This window comes from Pseudomonas sp. FW305-28 (assembly GCF_017351395.1).
Lineage (GTDB): Bacteria > Pseudomonadota > Gammaproteobacteria > Pseudomonadales > Pseudomonadaceae > Aquipseudomonas > Aquipseudomonas fluorescens_AA.
On the sequence record NZ_JACNDD010000049.1, the window covers coordinates 23613 to 42929 of the forward strand.

General features: G+C 63.9%; 18 protein-coding genes. 16 read left to right on the forward strand and 2 right to left on the reverse strand.

Translation table 11 applies throughout. The features are described from left to right. The first annotated feature begins 63 nt into the window (after positions 1 to 63). Both J4E53_RS13540 and J4E53_RS13545 read left to right on the forward strand, forming a co-directional pair. Positions 64 to 270 (forward strand): 4-oxalocrotonate tautomerase family protein, encoded by a 207-nt coding sequence (locus J4E53_RS13540; RefSeq protein WP_060742059.1) that lies wholly within the window; start codon positions 64 to 66, stop codon positions 268 to 270. Positions 271 to 582: 312 nt separating this feature from the next. Then, on the forward strand, positions 583 to 1317 hold the full coding sequence (locus J4E53_RS13545; protein WP_060742058.1) for an SDR family NAD(P)-dependent oxidoreductase: 735 nt from the start codon (positions 583 to 585) through the stop codon (positions 1315 to 1317). Between the two features lie 120 nt (positions 1318 to 1437). Here J4E53_RS13545 and J4E53_RS13550 read toward each other — a convergent pair whose 3' ends face one another. Both J4E53_RS13550 and J4E53_RS13555 read right to left on the reverse strand, forming a co-directional pair. Next, positions 1438 to 3579 carry a TonB-dependent siderophore receptor gene (locus tag J4E53_RS13550; RefSeq protein ID WP_060742057.1) on the reverse strand — a complete coding sequence of 714 codons (2142 nt, stop codon included), beginning with the start codon at positions 3577 to 3579 and terminating at the stop codon, positions 1438 to 1440. Positions 3580 to 3836: 257 nt separating this feature from the next. After that, on the reverse strand, positions 3837 to 5228 hold the full coding sequence (locus tag J4E53_RS13555) for a PLP-dependent aminotransferase family protein (RefSeq protein WP_103309392.1): 1392 nt from the start codon (positions 5226 to 5228) through the stop codon (positions 3837 to 3839). A 137-nt stretch (positions 5229 to 5365) separates the two neighbouring features. On the opposite strand from J4E53_RS13555, the gene J4E53_RS13560 reads away from it, so the two are divergent. From J4E53_RS13560 to J4E53_RS13625, 14 genes are all read left to right on the forward strand, one after another. Continuing rightward, positions 5366 to 6532 carry an MFS transporter gene (locus tag J4E53_RS13560; protein ID WP_060742055.1) on the forward strand — a complete coding sequence of 389 codons (1167 nt, stop codon included), beginning with the start codon at positions 5366 to 5368 and terminating at the stop codon, positions 6530 to 6532. Positions 6533 to 6673: 141 nt separating this feature from the next. After that, the gene (locus J4E53_RS13565) at positions 6674 to 7345 is read left to right on the forward strand and encodes a GntR family transcriptional regulator (RefSeq protein ID WP_060742054.1); all 672 of its coding nucleotides are present in this window, start codon (positions 6674 to 6676) and stop codon (positions 7343 to 7345) included. Between the two features lie 112 nt (positions 7346 to 7457). Beyond that, complete coding sequence (locus J4E53_RS13570) at positions 7458 to 8390, forward strand: 4-hydroxyproline epimerase (protein ID WP_060742053.1); 933 nt, start codon at positions 7458 to 7460, stop codon at positions 8388 to 8390. Beyond that, complete coding sequence (locus J4E53_RS13575) at positions 8387 to 9502, forward strand: FAD-binding oxidoreductase (protein WP_060742052.1); 1116 nt, start codon at positions 8387 to 8389, stop codon at positions 9500 to 9502. The genes J4E53_RS13570 and J4E53_RS13575 overlap by 4 nt, the downstream gene beginning before the upstream one ends. A gap of 191 nt (positions 9503 to 9693) precedes the next feature. After that, positions 9694 to 9930: a 2Fe-2S iron-sulfur cluster-binding protein gene (locus J4E53_RS13580; RefSeq protein WP_060742051.1), complete on the forward strand. Its 237-nt coding sequence runs from the start codon at positions 9694 to 9696 to the stop codon at positions 9928 to 9930. Further along, the gene (locus J4E53_RS13585; protein ID WP_103309394.1) at positions 9927 to 11183 is read left to right on the forward strand and encodes an FAD/NAD(P)-binding oxidoreductase; all 1257 of its coding nucleotides are present in this window, start codon (positions 9927 to 9929) and stop codon (positions 11181 to 11183) included. The genes J4E53_RS13580 and J4E53_RS13585 overlap by 4 nt, the downstream gene beginning before the upstream one ends. Before the next feature lie 240 nt (positions 11184 to 11423). Continuing rightward, positions 11424 to 12173: an AraC family transcriptional regulator gene (locus J4E53_RS13590; RefSeq protein WP_060742049.1), complete on the forward strand. Its 750-nt coding sequence runs from the start codon at positions 11424 to 11426 to the stop codon at positions 12171 to 12173. A 234-nt stretch (positions 12174 to 12407) separates the two neighbouring features. After that, the gene (locus tag J4E53_RS13595; protein WP_072404405.1) at positions 12408 to 13226 is read left to right on the forward strand and encodes a transporter substrate-binding domain-containing protein; all 819 of its coding nucleotides are present in this window, start codon (positions 12408 to 12410) and stop codon (positions 13224 to 13226) included. A gap of 10 nt (positions 13227 to 13236) precedes the next feature. Beyond that, positions 13237 to 15012, forward strand: a complete 1776-nt coding sequence (locus tag J4E53_RS13600; RefSeq protein WP_103310224.1) for an aconitase X — start codon at positions 13237 to 13239, stop codon at positions 15010 to 15012. Continuing rightward, a complete protein-coding gene (locus tag J4E53_RS13605; RefSeq protein ID WP_060742046.1) occupies positions 15005 to 15670 on the forward strand; it encodes an amino acid ABC transporter permease in 666 nt (221 codons plus the stop codon). The genes J4E53_RS13600 and J4E53_RS13605 overlap by 8 nt, the downstream gene beginning before the upstream one ends. A 12-nt stretch (positions 15671 to 15682) precedes the next feature. After that, positions 15683 to 16333: an amino acid ABC transporter permease gene (locus J4E53_RS13610; RefSeq protein WP_060742045.1), complete on the forward strand. Its 651-nt coding sequence runs from the start codon at positions 15683 to 15685 to the stop codon at positions 16331 to 16333. Then, positions 16326 to 17048, forward strand: a complete 723-nt coding sequence (locus J4E53_RS13615; protein WP_058543020.1) for an amino acid ABC transporter ATP-binding protein — start codon at positions 16326 to 16328, stop codon at positions 17046 to 17048. The genes J4E53_RS13610 and J4E53_RS13615 overlap by 8 nt, the downstream gene beginning before the upstream one ends. A gap of 108 nt (positions 17049 to 17156) precedes the next feature. After that, entirely contained in the window at positions 17157 to 18185 is a 1029-nt protein-coding gene (locus J4E53_RS13620; RefSeq protein WP_103310222.1) for a trans-3-hydroxy-L-proline dehydratase, read from the forward strand. A gap of 154 nt (positions 18186 to 18339) precedes the next feature. Further along, the gene (locus J4E53_RS13625) at positions 18340 to 19257 is read left to right on the forward strand and encodes a dihydrodipicolinate synthase family protein (protein WP_025213515.1); all 918 of its coding nucleotides are present in this window, start codon (positions 18340 to 18342) and stop codon (positions 19255 to 19257) included. The last annotated feature ends 60 nt before the right edge of the window (positions 19258 to 19317 follow it).

Here is a 19317-nt window from a genome sequence, read left to right on the forward strand (position 1 = left end):
TACAGTGGCCTTGCAACACGCGGGCGTTGTCCTGCGTCCATTTCCCATCAGCTGGAGTGCAACATGCCTTTCGTCAATGTGCGAATTACCCGAGATGGCGTCACCCGTGAACAGAAAACCCAGGTGATTGCCGAAATCACCGAAACCCTCCAGCGCGTGCTGGGCAAGGACCCTCACTTGACCCATATCGTGATCGAGGAAGTGGATACGGATAACTGGGGTTATGCGGGGATGACGACCACCGAGTATCGAAGTCTTCCCAAGGAATAATCTCCCACCCTTGCGAGCCCGGTCCGATTGACCGGGCTTTTTTCTGCCTGCCAATCCGACAACCCAACAACACTGTGGGAGCGAGCTTGCTCGCGATGGCGGCGTGTCAGTCAACATCACTCCCGACCGACCTGACGCTATCGCGAGCAAGCTCGCTCCCACAGGGGTTATGTGCTGCCCTTGCCATTGATTACATGACGTATCAACTCAAATACCAGAAGCCTTATTTATCAAACCCTGAGGCATCAATACCCTGATCTCAACCACCGCCATACAGGCGCATCGGTTCCATTCAATGATCAGGAGTCAATCATGAGCCTCAACAAAACCGTCATCATCACCGGCGCTTCCAGCGGGATCGGCCTGGGTTTGGTCAAGGCGTTCCTGGCCCGGGGGTATAACGTGGTGGGCAATGCCCGCTCTCAGTCCGGGCTGGACGCTGCCGCCGCCCAGCTCGGCCACCCGGCCGGTTTCATGGCCGTGGCCGGCGACATCGCTGACCCGGCCACTTCAACCGCCCTCATCGCCCAAGCTGTCGAGGCGTTTGGCGCCGTTGACGGGCTGGTGAACAACGCCGGTTTCTTCCTGCCGAAACCCTTCGTCGAATACAGCCCCCAGGACCTGGACGCGCTGCTGGACACCAACCTCAAGGGCCTCGTCTACGCCAGCCAGGCCGCAGCGGCGCACATGATCGGGCGCCAGCGCGGCTTCATCATCAACATTTCAGCCGCCGTGGCGCTGCAACCGAACATCCAGGTGCCGGCTGCGCTGCCCGTGTTGATCAAGGGCGGCGTCAACCAGATGACCCGTGCGCTGGCCCTGGAACTGTCGCCCCACAACATCAAGGTCAACGCGGTCGCCCCCGGCATCATCGACACACCCATGCATGACCCGGCGCACCGCGACTTCCTCGACAACCTGGCCCCGGCCGGTCGCGTGGGCACCATCGAGGAAATTGCCGAGGCCGTGTTGTACCTGGCGGGCGCTGATTTCACGACTGGCGCGATACTGCCGGTGGACGGCGGGATGAGCACCGGTAAGTGGTAGGAAAAAACTGTGGGAGCGAGCTTGCTCGCGATGGCGTCAGGTCAGTCGGGATTGATGTTGACTGACACACCGCCATCGCGAGCAAGCTCGCTCCCACTTGGACTGCGACTGCCCGCGGCCTCAAAGGGTGTAGGAAATCCCAGCCTGTACCGTCCGCGGCGCACCTGGATAAGCATAGACCCCACCGAATGCACCCTCTTCGTAGTCGGCGTCAAACAGGTTCTTCAGGTCCAGGTTGAGGCGGATTCGCTCGTTGACCTTGTAGTAACCGAGCAAGTCCACGACGGTGTAGCTGTCCATGGTAAAGGTGCTGGCCGCGGTATTGCCGGCCCGCTCATCGACGTACTTGGCACCTACGCCAAGACCGAGGCCCTTGAGGCCACCGTCCTGGAACTCGTAGACGTTCAACAGGCTGAAGGTGTTCTTGGGCACGTTGAGCAAGCGGGTGCCGGACGGGATGCTGATGTCCTTGGTCACTTCGGCATCTACATAGGCATAGCCACCGATCACCCGCCATTGCGGCGTCAGGTTGCCCGCCACGTTCAGGTCAAAGCCACGGCTGCGCACTTCGCCAGCAGCCACGTTGAATGTTGCATCCTGTGGGTCGGGCGTGAGGACGTTGCGCTTTTCAATCTGGTAGATCGCCGCGTCGACGCTCAACTGGCGATCCAGCGCTTCCCACTTGACACCCATTTCGTAGGACTTGCCTTCTTCCGGCTTGAACCCTCCACCCTGGAGTCTGGCACCGGTGTTGGGCTTGAACGAGCGTGCGGTATTGGCATAGACCGCCACGGTGTCAGTCAGGTCGTAGATCATACCCAGGCGTGGGGTGACGGCACTGTCGGTGACGTCCCAGTTCCGACTACCAGGCGGGTTCTGGGGGACGAAACTCTCATACTGATGCTCGAATCGCTCGAAACGCGCCCCCGCCAACAACTTCAAACGCTCCGTCAGCGCCACCTGATCCTGGACGAACACGCCAAACGTCTTGAGGTTTTCCTGGTCATCGGTGGGCGTGCGCGTCAATGCCGGGCGTGGCTGGCCATACACCGGGTCGAAGATATCGATCGGGTAGGCACCGGTGCCCGCGGCGGAACGCTGGATGATGGACTGGTAGTCGTAGTTTTCATACTCGATGCCCGTCAACAACGTGTGCTCGAACCCGCCGGTGGAAAAATGCCCGGTGAGGTTGAGTTGGGTGTCACGGTCGGTCCACTCCAATTTGCGGTAGTTGAAGTTGCGCCCCAGGGTGCGGCCATCGGCGGCGATGCCGTTGCCTTCGACGGCATTGCCCTGCAGGGTGCCGTCGAGCCACTGAGTACCGCCAGCCAGGGTCCAGTCGTCGTTGAGCATGTGCTCGAAGCGCACCTGCAGCATGTTGTTGTCGTTGTGCAGCTTGCCGGCGTCTTTTTCGCCGAAGAACGTATCGCGCGAGGCGGTGCCACGCTGGCCGGCGTAATGGGTCAAGCCACGGTCCAGCGGATGGTTGTTGCGCATGAAATCGCCTTCGAAGGTCAGGCGCGTGGTGTCGTTGACCTGCCAGGAGACCACCGGCGCGACGCCGTAGCGTTCGGTCTCGACGTGGTCGCGGAACGTATCGCCGCCCTCGCCGATCACGTTCAGGCGATAAGCCAGGCGCCCTTCTTCGTCCAATGGGCCGGACGCATCCAGCGTACCGCGACGCATCCCCTGGTCGCTGACCTGGCTGCCCAGGGTCACCGTGCGCTCGGCCAACGGCTGCTTGGACACCACGTTGAAGGTACCGCCCGGATCGCCACGGCCATAGAGCATGGTGGCCGGGCCACGCAGGACTTCCAGCCGCTCGATGGTGTTGGCGTCCGGCATGTTCGGGTAGCCACGGTTGATCGGGAAACCGTTGCGGTAGAACTCCCCGGTGGTGAAACCGCGAACAGTAAAAGTGGTCAGGCCCTGGCCGCCAAAGTTGTTGGCCCGGCCTACGCCGCCGGCGTAATCGAGGGCATCTTGCAGGCGCGTGGCGCCAAGGTCTTCGACCACGTCGCGGGACACCACGGAAATGGATTGCGGGGTTTCATGGATCGCCGTGTCGGTACGGGTGGCACTGGCCGAACGGGTGGCGTGATAGCCCTTCACCGGTCCCTGTGCTGATTCATAGTCGGCGTTACCGACGATATCCGTGGCTTGCAACTCAAGGGAGGCCGGCTTGGCTGGGACTGGCTGTTCGGCCCAGGTGGAAACGGAGTAAGCCTGGAGCACACACAGTGAAACGAGAATCCGACGCATCGATGCACAATCCTAATGGAAAAAAGCCTCCACATCGGGAGGCTGACAAGAATGTGTCGCGAAAGATACAGCAACTCATTGCTATTTGATATTTATTCCCATTAACGCCGGATATTTCGTAACTATTTAGTCAGCCATCGGGAGCAAGCTTTGCTCCCACAGGGATCTTCAGCGTACAAGTCTTATGATTGGCCGCTACTCTCCCTCAGTGGGAGCAAAGCTTGCTCGCGATAGCGCCAGAACAATCTCCCCACACTCTACTGGCCCGCCCCAATCGATTCCTGTGCGACCCGCTGGAAAAACGTCTGCGCACGATGATCCTGGGTATAGGCCACATTCAACCGCAACCAATCGCACGCCTCCCCCTGAGGCAGGAACGTCGAGCCCTGGGACAGTTGGATCTGCAACTCCCGGGCGATCTGCTGCACCCGTTGTGCCGCCAGGCACCGAGGCCTGGCCCAGACGAACATCCCCCCCATCGGCTCGGCAAACACCTCCCAGTGGGCCGGGTCCAGTTGGCGCAGCGTACTTGCCATCTGCTTGTTCAGGCGTTGGCGCAAGCGTTGGATCAGCTTGCGATAAGCACCGTTGGCCAGCAACGTCGCTACCACGTTTTCCGCCAGCAGCGAACAACCGATGCCGGTAATCATCTTGACTTCGGCCAAGCGCCGGATGATGTCGGGCTGGGCGACGACATAACCAATGCGCAGCGAACTGGACAAGGTCTTGGAAAAACTCGCCAGGTAGATCACCCGGTCCAAGGCATCCAGGGAAGCCAGGCGGGACGTCGGGCCATTCTGGAAATCGGCGTAGATGTCGTCCTCGATGAGGCGAAAGTCATGGGCCGTCGCCAGTTGCAGCAGACGATAGGCCACGCTCGGCGCCAGACTGGTGCCGGTGGGATTCTGGTACATGCTGTTGATGAAGAAATACGAGGGTTTGTGCTCGCCGAGAAGCTGTTCCAGGCGGGCGATGTCCGGGCCCTGGGCAGTCCTCGGCACCGCCACGGTCTTGACCCCCTGCAGCCTCAGCAGATTGAACAGGTTGTAGTAGCCGGGGCTTTCCACCAGCACCAGGTCACCGGGCTTGAGCAGGGTTCGCACCAGCAGATCGAGGCCCTGGCTGGCGCCTTGGGTGGTGATGATCTGTGCCGGGTCGACGTGAATGTCGATCAGGCCCAGGCGTTTTTGAAGGTGCAGGCGCAGATGAGGCGAACCCAACGGGGTGCTGTAGTTGAACAACGCGTGGTTGTCGCTGCGCACCACCTGGCGGATCGCCTGGCCCAGGTCGGTGTCGTCGCGCCAGGCGTCGGGCAGCCAGCCGCAACCGAGCTTGAGCTGCGTCGATTCATTGTCGAACAACCGCCACGACGGGTTATCCGTTTCAGCTATCGGCTCCACCGGCAGGACCACCTGTTGCGCGACAAAAAAGCCCGCGCCATGCCGAGACTCCAGCACCCCGCTGGCAACCAGTTGGTCATAGGCCTTGATCACGCTCGACAGGCTCAGGCCATTTTCCCGGGCCAGCTGGCGAATGGACGGCATTCGCGCGCCGGGGCGAATGCCATGGGCGTTGATCCAGCCCGTGAGGTGCGTCACGAGCTGCCGGATCATGGGCTCGGCAGTGTTGCGATCAATCTTCAGGTCCACGGCGGGCACTCTTGGCCAAGTGTTCTCGATTTTCTAGAAAACAGTTAAACACAAATGACCGGCGTCTGTTCCTTGTTTGCGTTGTGCCCGGCGGCGATAGTCCCCGGGACTTCATGCGCACCCTTTAAGGAACACTCTTGAACCCACAGCATCGACATGCCTGGGGGCTGGCTTTCGGCCTCTGCCTGATCACCCTCGCGGTCAACCTGCAGGCGCCGCTGTACACCACCTACGCGCAATTGTCCGGCTCCGGGGCCGGGGCCACGGCGGTGGCGTTTTCCGGTTATGTGCTGGGCGTGCTGCCGGTCCTGCTGGCGTTCGGTGGGTTGGCCGACCGGGTGGGCCGCAAGCCGTTGATCCTGGTGGCGCTCGGGCTGTCGATGTTGGCGACGCTGGTGACGTTGCTCTGGCCGAGCCTGGTGGCGCTGGGTGTCGCGCGCTTGATGATGGGGGTCGGCACCGGGCTGGCCTCGGCCACGTCGACCGCCTATATGACAGAGCTCATGGCAACCCGCGATACCCGCTCGCCGGCCAACCGGGTCACCGCCAGCACCTCCCTGGGTTTTGGCCTGGGCGCGGCGTTGACCAGTCTGTTCCTGTTCGTCCATCCCAGCGCCACGCCCGGCAGCTTCTGGCTGCAGCTGCTGTTGGCCGCCCTGGCGATTGTCGTGGTCTGGCGGCTGCCGGACCCGGCGCTGAAAATCAAAGACGCGCGGCTGCTGCGCCTGCCTTTGTTTCCCGCCGGCAGCCTGCCCTACAGCTTTTCCATGCTATTGGCCTGGGCGACTTCGGGCCTGGTCATCGCCATATTGCCGTCGGTGCTGGCAACCCACGACTTGCAGCGTTGGTCGGGCCTGTCGACCTTCACGGTCATCAGTTGCGGCTTGCTCTTCCAGCCTTGGGTGCGGCGCATGTCGCCGGCCAGGGCCACGGGCCTGGGGTTGTTGATCCTGCCGGTGAGCTATGCCTTGCTGGCCTGGGGCGCGAGCGCCGGCTCCCTGCTCGCCGTGTTGCTGGGAGCGCTGGGCGCCAGCAGCGCTTGCTACGGTTTTCTGTACCTGGGTGGGTTGTCGGCCGTCACGGCCATGGCCGGCGCGGAAAAGGCTCGGGTCAGTGCCGGTTTTTTCCTGTTCGCCTATGTCGGGTTCAGCATCCCGGTGGTGGTGACCGGGTTGCTGGCCGATCATTTCGGCGCGGACGTGGCGTTGATCGTATTCGGCCTGGCGTTGTTGGCTGGGGTGTCTGTTACCGGATGGCGCATCGTCCGGACTGAGGCTTATGTGAGCCACCTGTCCCACGGCTGAACACACCAACCTGTGGCGAGGGAGCTTGCTCCCTCGCCACAGGGGGCTGGCTGAAGGATTGGGGGAAGCCTTGGACAGCTCGACACTGCGCTCGGCAAAGTCGTATACCATATCCCCACCTAAGCCGAACGACCCGCCGCCGTGACTTTATCCAAGTTCAACCTGCCTGACCTGGGCAACACCCCTTCCACCTCGGAAATCATCACCCGCCACCTGCGCGATGCCATCGTGGCTGGGCATTTTGCCGAGGACGAGCCGATTCGCCAGGATGACATCGCCCGGCAGTTCAACGTCAGCAAGATCCCCGTGCGCGAAGCCCTCAAGCGCCTGGAGGCCGAGGGCCTGGTGATGTTCCAGCGCAATCGCGGGGCGATGGTGACGCGCATTTCCGAGGCGGAGCTGGCGCAGATGTTCGAGGTGCGCATGCTCCTGGAAGACAAAGTGCTGCGCCTGGCGATTCCCAACATGACCGAAGACACCTTCGCCCGCGCCGAAAGCATCTGCCGGGAGTTCGTCGGTGAAGACGACGTCGGGCGTTGGGCCGAACTGAACTGGCAACTGCACGCCTGTCTCTACGAACCGGCGCAACGGCCGTTCATGGTGAGCCTGATTCGCTCGGTCCACGACAAGCTGGAGCGTTACTTGCGCATGCAGATGAGCCTTTCGGCCGGTAAGGACCGTGCCGATCACGAGCACCGGGAAATCATCAAGGCCTGCCGCGCCGGTGATGTCGAGCGGGCCGTGGCGCTGCTGGACGAGCACATCGCCGGGGTCTGCGAGACCTTGTTCAAGTTCCTGCCTTCCAGCCATTGATCGGCCAACGTTGTGCCGATTTCGTCATCGGCGACAGATAAAACCATCAAGCCGCCACCCCTGGGCGCGAGCCACGCTTACCGTCACTCACCTGAACGGACGTGGCCCTCCCATGAAACGCATCACCGTGATCGATTCCCATACCGGCGGCGAACCGACCCGACTGGTCACCGACGGTTTTCCTGACCTGGGCCAGGGCAGCATGGCCGAGCGCAAGCAACGCCTGGCCGCCGAGCATGACACCTGGCGCACCGCCTGCGTGCTGGAACCCCGGGGCAGCGATGTGCTGGTGGGGGCGCTGCTCTGCGAGCCGGTGGACCCGAGCGCCTGTGCCGGCGTGATCTTTTTCAACAACAGCGGCTACCTGGGCATGTGCGGCCACGGCACCATCGGCCTGGTGGCGTCATTGGCCCACCTGGGCAGGATCGGCCCCGGCGTGCACAGCATCGAAACCCCGGTGGGCACGGTACAGGCAACCTTGCACGAAGACCGCTCGGTCAGCGTGCGCAACGTGCCGGCCTATCGTTACCGCAAGGCACTGGCCCTGGAAGTGCCCGGCATCGGCCAGGTGGTGGGCGATGTGGCCTGGGGCGGCAACTGGTTTTTCCTGATCGCCGAACATGGCCAGCGCGTGGCCGGCGATAACCTCGACGCATTGACCGCCTACACCTACGCCGTACAGCAAGCCTTGGAGCAACAGGGCTTTCGCGGCGAGGACGGCGGCCTGATCGACCATATCGAACTGTTTGCCGATGACCCGCAAGCCGACAGCCGCAACTTCGTGCTCTGCCCGGGCAAGGCCTATGACCGCTCCCCTTGCGGCACCGGCACCAGCGCCAAACTGGCGTGCCTGGCGGCCGATGGAAAACTGCAGCCTGGGCAGATCTGGCGCCAGGCCAGTGTCATTGGCAGCGAGTTCGAAGGCTCCTACGAACACTCGGGCGAGCGCATCGTGCCAACCATTCGCGGTCGCGCCTACATCAGTGCCGAAACCACCCTGATCATCGAAACCGACGACCCGTTCGCCTGGGGCATTCGCCCGTGAGCAAGGGCCATGTCGCCGACGTGATCGTCATCGGCGCGGGCATCATTGGCGCGGCCTGTGCCCAGGCATTGGCCCGGCGCAACGTCAACGTGTTGGTGCTGGACGCCGGTTGGCACGGCGCCACGGCGGCCGGCATGGGGCATCTGCTGGTGCTGGATGACAACCCGGCGGAACTGGCCCTCAGTCAATACTCCCTGCAACGCTGGCGCGAACTGGCACCGGCCCTGCCCGAGGGTTGTGCCTGGCGCAACAACGGCACCTTGTGGCTGGCGGCAAATGCCGAAGAAATGGCCGTGGCCCAGAGCAAATACCTGAACCTGCTGGCCCATGGCGAAGCCTGCGAATTGATCGGCCAAGCCGCTCTGCATCAGCGGGAACCCGAGCTACGCCCAGGGTTGGAAGGCGGGCTGCTGATCAAGGGCGACGGCATCCTCTACGCTCCGGCAGCCGCCCGCTGGATGCTGGACGCGCCTAACATTCGCCAGCAGCGGGCACAGGTCAGCGAAGTCGACGGTCACCGCGTGCGCCTCGACGACGGTCGCTGGCTGAGCGCCGACGCGGTGGTCCTCGCCAATGGCATCCAGGCCACCGAGTTATGCCCGGAACTGCCGATCGAGCCGAAGAAGGGCCACCTGCTGATCACCGACCGCTACCCCGCCACCGTCACTCACACCCTGGTGGAACTGGGCTACGTCACCAGCGCCCATAACGCCAACGGGCCGTCGGTGGCGTGCAATATCCAACCACGCCCGACCGGACAATTGTTCATCGGCGCCTCACGGCAGTTCGGCAGCGTCGATCCGCAGGTGGAAGGCTGGATGCTGGCGAAGATGCTCAAGCGCGCCGTCGAATACATGCCAGGGTTGGCGCATCTGAACGGCATCAGGGCCTGGACCGGTTTTCGCGCGGCGAGCCCCGACGGCTTGCCGCTGGTGGGGCAACATCCACAGCGCAAGGGGCTGTGGCTGGCGGTCGGTCACGAAGGCCTGGGCGTCACCACTGCGCCCGCGACGGCCGACTTGCTGGTGGCCCAGCTGTTCGACGAAACCTCGCCGCTGGCGCCTCAAGCTTACCTGCCGCAGCGTTTCCTTGGAGAGCCGGCCCATGCCTGAAGCCCGACACAAGTTCTTGTGGCGAGGGAGCTTGCTCCCGCTGGATGGCGCAGCAGTCCCCTGGATTGGCCCGACACACCGAGTTGTCAGATCGTTGTCGGGGCCGCTGCGCGCCCCAGCGGGAGCAAGCTCCCTCGCCACGGGATGGGCGTTTGGTGCTGATATCCATTTACCCTTGGGGGATTGTTCCTATGCCTGATCTATTCCTCGACGGCCACCCCTTGTCAGTGGCCAACGGCACCAGCGTCGCGGCGGCATTGGCGCTGGGCGCGGACGGTTGCAGCCGCACCTCGGTCAGCGGCCAGCGACGGGCGCCCTTGTGCGGCATGGGCATCTGCCAGGAGTGCCGGGTGTTGATCGATGGCCGGCGCCGCCTGGCCTGCCAGACCTTGTGCCTCGATGGCATGCATGTGCAGACCCGACCATGAACGAAACCACCGACCTGCTGATCATCGGCGCCGGCCCCGCGGGCATGGCCGCTGCCCTCGCCGCGGCAAGCAGCGGTGCACGCATCGTGCTGCTGGACGACAACCCGCTGCCCGGCGGGCAGATCTGGCGCGACGGCCCCCAGGCCAACCTGCCCGCCGCCGCCCGACGCCTGCGCGATCAACTGCACACCTGCGCCAACGTACGCTGCCATGCCGGTACTCGCGTAATCGCCTGCGCGGCGGATAAAACCTTGCTGGTGGAAGATGCCGAGCGCGGCTGGCAGATCAGCTACGAGCGCTTGATCCTCTGCACGGGTGCCCGTGAGCTGCTGCTGCCGTTTCCCGGCTGGACACTGCCCGGCGTGACCGGCGCCGGCGGGTTGCAGGCGTTGATCAAGGGCGGCTTGCCAGTGCGCGGCGAACGGTTGGTCATCGCCGGTAGCGGCCCCTTGCTGCTGGCCAGCGCCGCCACGGCAAAACATCAGGGCGCACAGGTGGTACGCATCGCCGAGCAGGCCCGTCGCGGCGCCGTCGTCGGTTTCGCCGCGCAATTGCCACGCTGGCCGGGGAAGCTTTTCCAATCGTTCAGTCTGTTCGACCGGCACTACCGCACCGACACCCATGTGGTGGAAGCCCTCGGCCGGGACCGGCTGGAGGGCGTGCGCCTGCAACAGCAAGGCAAGACGATTGAATTGGCCTGCGATCGGCTCGCCTGCGGTTTCGGGCTCATTCCCAATACCCAGTTGGGCCAGGCCCTGGGCTGCGCGGTCGAAGACCAGGCGCTGGCGGTGGACGCGTGGCAAGCCACCTCTCGCCGCGAACATTACGCCGCCGGTGAGTGCACCGGTTTCGGCGGCAGCGAACTGGCGCTGGTGGAAGGCGCCATCGCCGGCCATGCCGCCGTCGGCAATAGCACCGCCGCCCAACAGCTGTGGCCCCGTCGCGCACGTTGGCAGGGGTTCGCCCGGGCCTTGAACACGGCCTTCGCCCTCGATCCACGACTCAAGACCCTGCCCGCGGCGGACACCCTGGTCTGCCGCTGCGAGGACGTGCCGTATGGCGAACTGGCCGGCCATGCCAACTGGCGCGAAGCGAAACTGGCCAGCCGCTGCGGCATGGGCGCCTGCCAGAGTCGAGTGTGCGGCGCCGCCCTGGAACACCTGTTCGGCTGGACTCCACCCCTGCCGCGCCCGCCCTTCAGCCCGGCGCGGATCGAGACCTTGCTGAACCTGGCAGAAACCCCGCCCACCTGACCGATCTGCACTCACCCCAATCCCCTGTGGGAGTGAGCTTGCTCGCGATAGCGGTGGGTCAGCTTGCATCGATGTCGGATGCACTGACGCCATCGCGAGCAAGCTCGCTCCCACAGAAGGTTCGCAGGAGACACCGCGGCCCCCAATGTGGGAGCGAGCCTGCTCGCGAAGGCGGCGTGACAGGCAGCACATTTTCAACTGACACTGCGCCATCGCCCCACAAAAAAGACGACGCCGGCCATGTACCCCTCGCTCACCGCCCTAGCCCCTTGCGACCTCGACACCCTGCTGCGCAGCCTGCAGCCCATCGCCCCGCTGCTGGACACTCTCGCGGACGTGGTGTTTTTCATCAAGGACCCGCAGGCCCGCTACGCCTTCGTCAACCAGACCCTGGCCCGGCGTTGCGGCTTCAAACACCGCAGCGACCTGCTCGGCCTCACCGCCGACCAGGTGTTCCCCGAACGCTTCGGCCCGCTGTACACCGAACAGGATCGCCGGGTGCTGGCCAGCGGGCGGGAGTTGGCCGACCAGCTCGAACTGCATTTGTATTACGGCAACCAGCCCGTATGGTGCCTGACCCACAAGCTCGCCCTGCACGATCCGGAGGGCCGGATCGTCGGCCTGGCCGGCATTTCCCGCGACCTGCAACTGCCGCAATCGAGCCATCCGGCGTTTCACAAACTGGCGGCGGTGGACGCCCATATCAAGCAGCACTTCGCCCGCCCCATCAGCCTTGCCGAGCTGACCGCCATCGCCGAATTGTCGGTGGCGCAACTGGAACGGCACTGCAAGCGCATCTTCCAACTCACACCACGGCAGATGATTCACAAGGCAAGGTTGGAGGAAGCCTCGCGGCTGTTGCTCGACCAGGACCTGCCGATCACCGAAATCGCCCTGCGCTGCGGTTACACCGATCACAGCGCCTTCAGTCGCCAGTTCCGCGCCCTGACCAGCCTGTCGCCCAGCCAATATCGCGAGAATCAGCGCTGATCCATGTTCCCTGATGGGGCGTCGGATCCCGTGGCTGCTCCCATCTGTAACACCACAGGCCAACGTAGCACCCTGCCCTCATACGCCACCGCCCGCCTGGAAAGCCTCTAGGTCAGTCCTCCCACACAATTACTGCGACTCAACCCGAAACAGGCATGCCGATTGCTTATCTAATATCGTATACGAAATCCTCAATACGATATCTCACCGCATTTATTCGACAGCGAGGCATTTATGAAAAACCCTGCATTGGCCGTAGCCCTCAGCGTTGTCCTCACCCCACTTTTCATCGCCCCGGCCCACGCCGACAAACTCGACGACATCATCGGTTCCGGCAAACTGCGCTGCGCCGTGACCCTGGACTTCCCGCCCATGGGCTTTCGCGACGAAAGCAACAAACCGGCGGGATTCGACGTGGACTATTGCCAAGACCTGGCGAAGGTCCTCGGCGTAGACGCCGAAGTGGTGGAAACGCCGTTCTCCGATCGAATCCCCGCGCTGCTGTCCGGTCGCGCCGACGTCATCGTCGCCTCTACGTCGGACACCTTGGAGCGAGCCAAGACCGTCGGCCTGACCGTGCCCTACTTCGCCTTCCAGATGGTGGTGCTGACCCGCGACAACACCGGCATCAACAGCTACGCCGACCTCAAGGGCAAGGCCTTGGGCAACACCAGTAGCACCTACGAAGCCATCGCCCTGGAGAAGGACCAGAAGAGCTGGGGCAGCGGCAGCTTCCGCGCCTACCAGTCGCAGAACGACACCCTGCTGGCCGTCGCCCAGGGGCACATCGATGCCACCGTGGTGACCAACACCGTGGCCGCCGCGACCATCAAGTCGGGCAAGTACAAGGGCCTGAAGATCGCCGGTGACGCGCCCTACGTCATCGACTACGTGTCCCTCGGCGCCAAGCGCAGCGAGTACGGCCTGCTCAACTACCTCAACCTGTTCGTCAACCAGCAGGTGCGCACCGGCCGCTACAAGGAGTTGTTCGTCAAATGGGTCGGCACCGACATCCCGCCGGCCAACCTGACCGTTCCCCAGGTCTACTACTGAGGATCGGCGCATGCCAAGCACGCCTGTCCGTGTGAAAGGCCGCAGCCTGGTGGAGGGTGCCGCCCAGGGCGCCCTGCTGTTCGCCGAGGTGGGGCTGAGTTTCTGGGGCGGCGTCGATCCAGCCAGTGGCGAGGTCATCGACCGGCACCATCCCTTGAGTGGCCAACGCCTGGCCGGGCGCGTATTGGCGATTCCCAGCGGACGCGGCTCCTGTACCGGCAGCAGCGTCTTGATGGAGCTGATCAGCAACGGCCACGCCCCCGCAGCCCTGGTGCTGGCCGAAGCCGATGAAATCCTGACCCTGGGCGTGCTGGTGGCGCAGGTGATTTTCCAGCGTTCGTTGCCGGTGTTGTGCGTGGGACACGAGGCCTTCAATGGGCTGCGCGGCCAGGGTTTTGTCCGTCTGGAAAGCGATGTCCTGACATTGTCTGGCCGGCCCCTGGACGACGGCTGGCAAGGTTCGTACGCGGCGTCGCAGCCGCCCACGTTCTCAACCCTGGAACTGACCGAACAAGACCGGGCATTGCTCGACGGCAGCCATGGCAAAGCTGCCCAAGTGGCGATGCACATCGTGCTGCGCATGGCCGAGATCCAGGGCGCCACGCAATTGCTGGACGTGACCCAGGCCCACATCGACGGCTGCATCTACACCGGTCCCGCCAGCCTGCGCTTTGCCGAACAACTGGTGCAGTGGGGCGCGAAGGTGCGCGTGCCCACCACCCTCAATTCCATCTCCGTGGACCAGCGTCGCTGGCGCGAGCTGGGTGTCGACCCGGCGCTGGGCGAGCCGGCCAGTGCCTTGGGCGACGCCTACATGGCCATGGGCGCCCAGCTGAGTTTCACTTGTGCGCCCTACCTGCTGGACACCGCGCCAAAAGCCGGCGAGCAAATCGTCTGGGCCGAATCCAATGCGGTGGTCTATGCCAACAGCGTGTTGGGCGCGCGCACGCAAAAGTACCCGGACTTCCTCGACATCTGCATCGCGCTGTGCGGGCGGGCACCGTTGACCGGCTGCCATCTCGACGACCCGCGCAAGGCCCGACTGATCGTCGACGTGCCGGCGCTGGGCAAGGTCGATGACAGTTTCTATCCGCTGCTGGGCTATCACATCGGTAGTCTGGCCGGCCGGCGTATTCCGCTGATACGCGGCCTGGAACACGCCGCACCGAGCCTGGACGACCTCAAGGCCTTCGGCGCCGCGTTCGCCACCACCAGCGCCGCGCCGCTGTTCCACATCGCTGGGGTGACACCGGAAGCGCTCGACCCGGCCGATGTCCTGGAGCGCGACGTAGCGTTGCCACAGGAAAGCGTCGATGCCACCGGCCTGCTTGCCAGTTGGCGCGAACTCAACAGCGCCCGAGATAACTGGGTGGACGTGGTGTCCCTGGGCAATCCGCATTTCTCCCTCAGCGAATTCGCCGCCCTCGCGACCTTGTGCGCGGGGCGGGTCAAGCATCCCTATGTGGTGCTGGCAATCACCTGCGGTCGGGCGGTGCTGGAGCAGGCCCGCAAAGCCGGGTATCTGACCGCCATCGAGGCCTTCGGCGCGGTGCTGGTGACCGACACCTGTTGGTGCATGTTGGGTGAGCCGGTGATCCCGCCCCACGCCACCACGCTGATGACCAACTCCGGTAAATACGCCCACTACGCACCCGGCCTGGTCGGTCGCGGGGTGCACTTTGCCGCCCTCGCCGATTGCGTCGAGGCCGCGTGCACCGCCGCCACTCGCGGCCAGCCGCCAACGTGGCTACAACCGAACCGCACCGGGAGCCCGACCCATGTTTGACTACAGCTTCCAATGGCGCCCAGCCTTGCGCGCCCTGCCCGACATGCTCGCCGGGGCCTGGGTGACCTTCGAGACCGCCGCGCTGTCGATGATTTTCGGCGTGCTGATCGCTCTGGTGCTGACCGTGATGCGCCAGGCCCCGAATCGCTTGCTGCGAGGCGTAGGCAATGGCTGGGTGTCCATCGCCCGCAACACGCCCTCGCTGTTCCAGATCTACATCCTCTACTTCGGCCTCGGCTCCCTCGGGCTGCACGTCAGTTCCTGGCTGGCCTTGCTGGCCGGGATCACCTTCAACAACGCCGGCTACCTGGCGGAAAACTTTCGCGGCGGCCTCAAGGCCGTGCCCGGTACGCAAATGCGCGCCGCCCGTTCGTTGGGGATGAGTGCCTTCCAGGCCTACCGGATGATCATCGTCCCGCAACTGTTGCGCATCGTCTTCTACCCGCTGACCAACCAGATGGTCTGGGCGGTGCTGATGACGTCCCTGGGGGTGGTGGTCGGCCTGAACAACGACCTCACCGGCGTCACCCAGGAATACAACGTCAAGACCTTCCGCACCTTCGAATACTTCGCCCTCGCGGCGGTGCTGTATTACCTGATCGCCAAGCTGATCGTCGGGTTGGCCCGGCTGTTGTCCTGGCGGCTGTTTCGTTACTGAGGAGGGTGGGTCATGTTTTCTACAAGCCTCAGCGTCAACGACCTGCTGTATTTGCTCGAGGGGGCCTGGGTCACGCTGCAACTGACCGTGTGGTCGATCCTGCTGGGCACCTTCGCCGGGTTGCTGTTCGGCCTGTTGCGGGCGCTGTTGCCGCGGGCCAGCCTGCCGCTGGCCTGGCTGCTGGACGTGTTTCGCAGTGTGCCGCTGCTGATCCAGTTCGTGCTGTTCAACTCCCTCAAGAGCATCGCCGGCCTGAACCTCAGCGCCTTTGCCGTCGGCTGCATCGTCCTCGGGATCTACGCCGCGGCGTACTTCACCGAGATCGTCCGCGGTGGCGTGCTGGCGGTGCCGTTGAGCACCCGCCGGGCCAGCCGGTCGCTGGGCCTGAGCTATGTGCAGGATCTGCGCTTCATCGTCCTGCCGATTGCCACGCGGGTGGCCTTTCCCGGCTGGCTGAACCTGGTGCTGGGCGTGATGAAGGACACCGCGCTGGTGATGTGGATCGGCATCGTCGAATTGCTGCGGGCGTCGCAAACCATCGTCACGCGCATTCAGGAACCCCTGCTGGTGCTGTGCATCGCGGGCCTCATTTACTACGTCATGAGCCTGGTGGTCGCCCGCCTCGGCGCACGCCTGGAAAGAAGGTGGCAGGAAAATGATTGAGATCGAAAACGTACACAAATCCTTCGGTGACCTGGAAGTGGTCAAGGGTGTGAGCCTGACGGTGGACAAGGGCGAAGTGGTGTCGATCATCGGCGGTTCCGGCTCTGGCAAATCGACCCTGCTGATGTGCATCAACGGCTTGGAGCCCATTCAGAAAGGCAGCATCCGCGTGGACGGCATCGAGGTTCATGACCGGGCCACTGATCTCAATCGCCTGCGGCAGAAAATCGGCATCGTCTTCCAGCAATGGAACGCCTTCCCTCACCTGACCGTGTTGGAGAACGTCATGCTGGCGCCGCGCAAGGTGCTCGGCAAGAGCCGGCAGGACGCCGAGGCGCTGGCGGTGCAGCAGCTTGAACATGTGGGCCTGGGGGACAAGCTCAAGGCCTTCCCCGGCAAGCTTTCCGGCGGCCAGCAACAACGCATGGCGATCGCCCGGGCGCTGGCGATGTCGCCGGACTACATGCTCTTCGACGAAGCCACCTCGGCCCTGGACCCGCAACTGGTGGGCGAAGTGCTGGACACCATGCGCATGCTCGCCGAAGACGGCATGACCATGGTGCTGGTGACCCACGAGATCCGCTTCGCCCGGGACGTGTCCGACCGCGTGGCGTTCTTTTGCAATGGGCGGGTCCATGAAATCGGCCCGCCGGACCAGGTGATCGGCAACCCGGTGCAGCCGGAGACGGCGGCGTTTCTCAAGTCGGTGAAATAGCAGATGACCCTATCGCGAGCAAGCGCGCTCCCACAGGGGAACGCATTTCAATGTGGGAGCGAGCTTGCTCGCGATGAGGCCCGAACAGACAACCCAAGGATTTGACTCATGCGCTCATCCAAAATCATCCATGTAGTCAGTTGCCACGCCGAAGGCGAAGTCGGCGATGTGATCGTCGGCGGTGTCGCGCCACCACCCGGTGCCACGGTGTGGGAGCAGTCACGCTGGATCGCCCAGGACCAGACCCTGCGCAACTTTGTCCTCAACGAGCCCCGTGGCGGTGTGTTCCGTCACGTCAACCTGCTGGTGCCGGCCAAGGACCCACGGGCGCAAATGGCCTGGATCATCATGGAACCGGCCGACACCCCGCCGATGTCCGGCTCCAACTCGCTGTGCGTGGCCACCGTGTTGCTGGACAGCGGCATCCTGCCGATGACCGAACCCCAGACCCGCCTGGTGCTGGAAGCGCCGGGCGGCCTGATCGAAGCGGTGGCCGACTGCCGCGACGGCAAGGTGCAACGGGTCGAGATCAAGAACGTGCCCTCCTTCGCCGACCGCCTCGATGCCTGGATCGAAGTCGAAGGCCTGGGCTCCCTGCAGGTGGACACCGCCTACGGCGGCGACAGCTTTGTCATCGTCGACGCCCAACGCCTGGGTTTTGCCATTCGCCCCGATGAAGCCGCCGAGCTGGTGGCCGTGGGCGTGAAGATCACCCGCGCCGCCAACGAACAACTGGGCTTCGTGCACCCGTTGAATCCTGATTGGTCGCACATCTCGTTCTGCCAGATCGCCGCGCCCATCGTCCAGGAGAATGGCATCGCCACTGGCGCCAACGCCGTGGTGATCCAGCCCGGCAAGATCGACCGTTCCCCCACCGGCACCGGCTGCTCGGCACGCATGGCGGTGCTGCACGCCAAGGGGTTGATGCAGGTGGGCGAGCGGTTTATCGGCCGCTCGATCATCGGCTCCGAATTCCACTGCCGCATCGACTCACTGACCGATGTGGCCGGACGCCCGGCGATTTACCCATGCATCGCCGGACGGGCGTGGATCACCGGGATTCATCAGTTGTTGCTCGACCCGGCCGACCCGTGGCCCCAGGGCTATCGGCTTTCCGACACCTGGCCTGGCGCATGAATTTTTTGAACTGGCTTCGCCCCCCTCTGTGGGAGCAAGGCTTGCCCGCGATGAAGATATCGCGGTCTTCCAGGGGAACCGAGCGTCCGCATCGCGAGCAAGCTTTGCTCCCACAAATCCCCTCGCCACATACCGTTAACCACCGGAGACAACCATGAGCAAACGCATCAACTGGAGCGGCGTTTTCCCCGCCGTCACCACGCAATTCAACGATGACTTTTCCATCAACCTGGAAAAAACCCACCAAGTGATTTCCAACGTCATCCGTGACGGTGTTTCCGGCCTGGTGGTCTGCGGTTCGGTGGGGGAAAACACCTCCCTGAGCGCCGAGGAAAAAATCGCCGTGACCGAAGTCGCGGTGGACGCCTCCCGTGGCCGCGTGCCAGTGATTTGCGGCGTGGCCGAGTTCACCAGCGTGCAGGCCGCCAAGGTCGCCAACGCAGTGCGCAAGGTAGGGGTCGACGGGGTGATGCTGATGCCGGCGCTGGTCTACGGCTCCAAACCCTTCGAGACCGCCGAGCATTTCCGCTACGTGGCCCGCCACGCCGATGTGCCGCTGATGGTCTACAACAACCCGCCGATCTACAAGAATGACGTGACGCCGGACATCCTGATTTCCCTGGCCGATTGCGACAACGTGGTGTGTTTCAAGGACTCCTCCGGCGACACCCGGCGCTTCATCGACGTGCGCAACGAAGTCGGCGATCGCTTTGTGTTGTTCGCCGGTCTCGATGACGTGGTGCTGGAGAGCCTCGCCGTGGGCGCCGAAGGCTGGGTCTCGGGCATGTCCAACGTGTTCCCGAAGGAAGGTGAGACCATTTTCCGCCTGGCCCGCGCCGGACGGTTCGCCGAAGCGATGCCGATCTACGAATGGTTGATGCCGATCCTGCACCTGGACGCCCGCGCCGATCTGGTGCAATGCATCAAGCTGTGCGAAGCCATCGCCGGCCGCGGCAGCGCCCTCACCCGCCCACCGCGCCTGGCCTTGCCTGAGGAAGACCGAGTGTATGTGGAGCAGATCATGGCCAAGGCCATGGCCAATCGGCCGGCGTTGCCGGATGTGGGGCTTTGACCCCAGGGCATGGCGCCAACTGGCGGTGACTGGGACGCCGCCATCGCGAGCAAGCTCGCT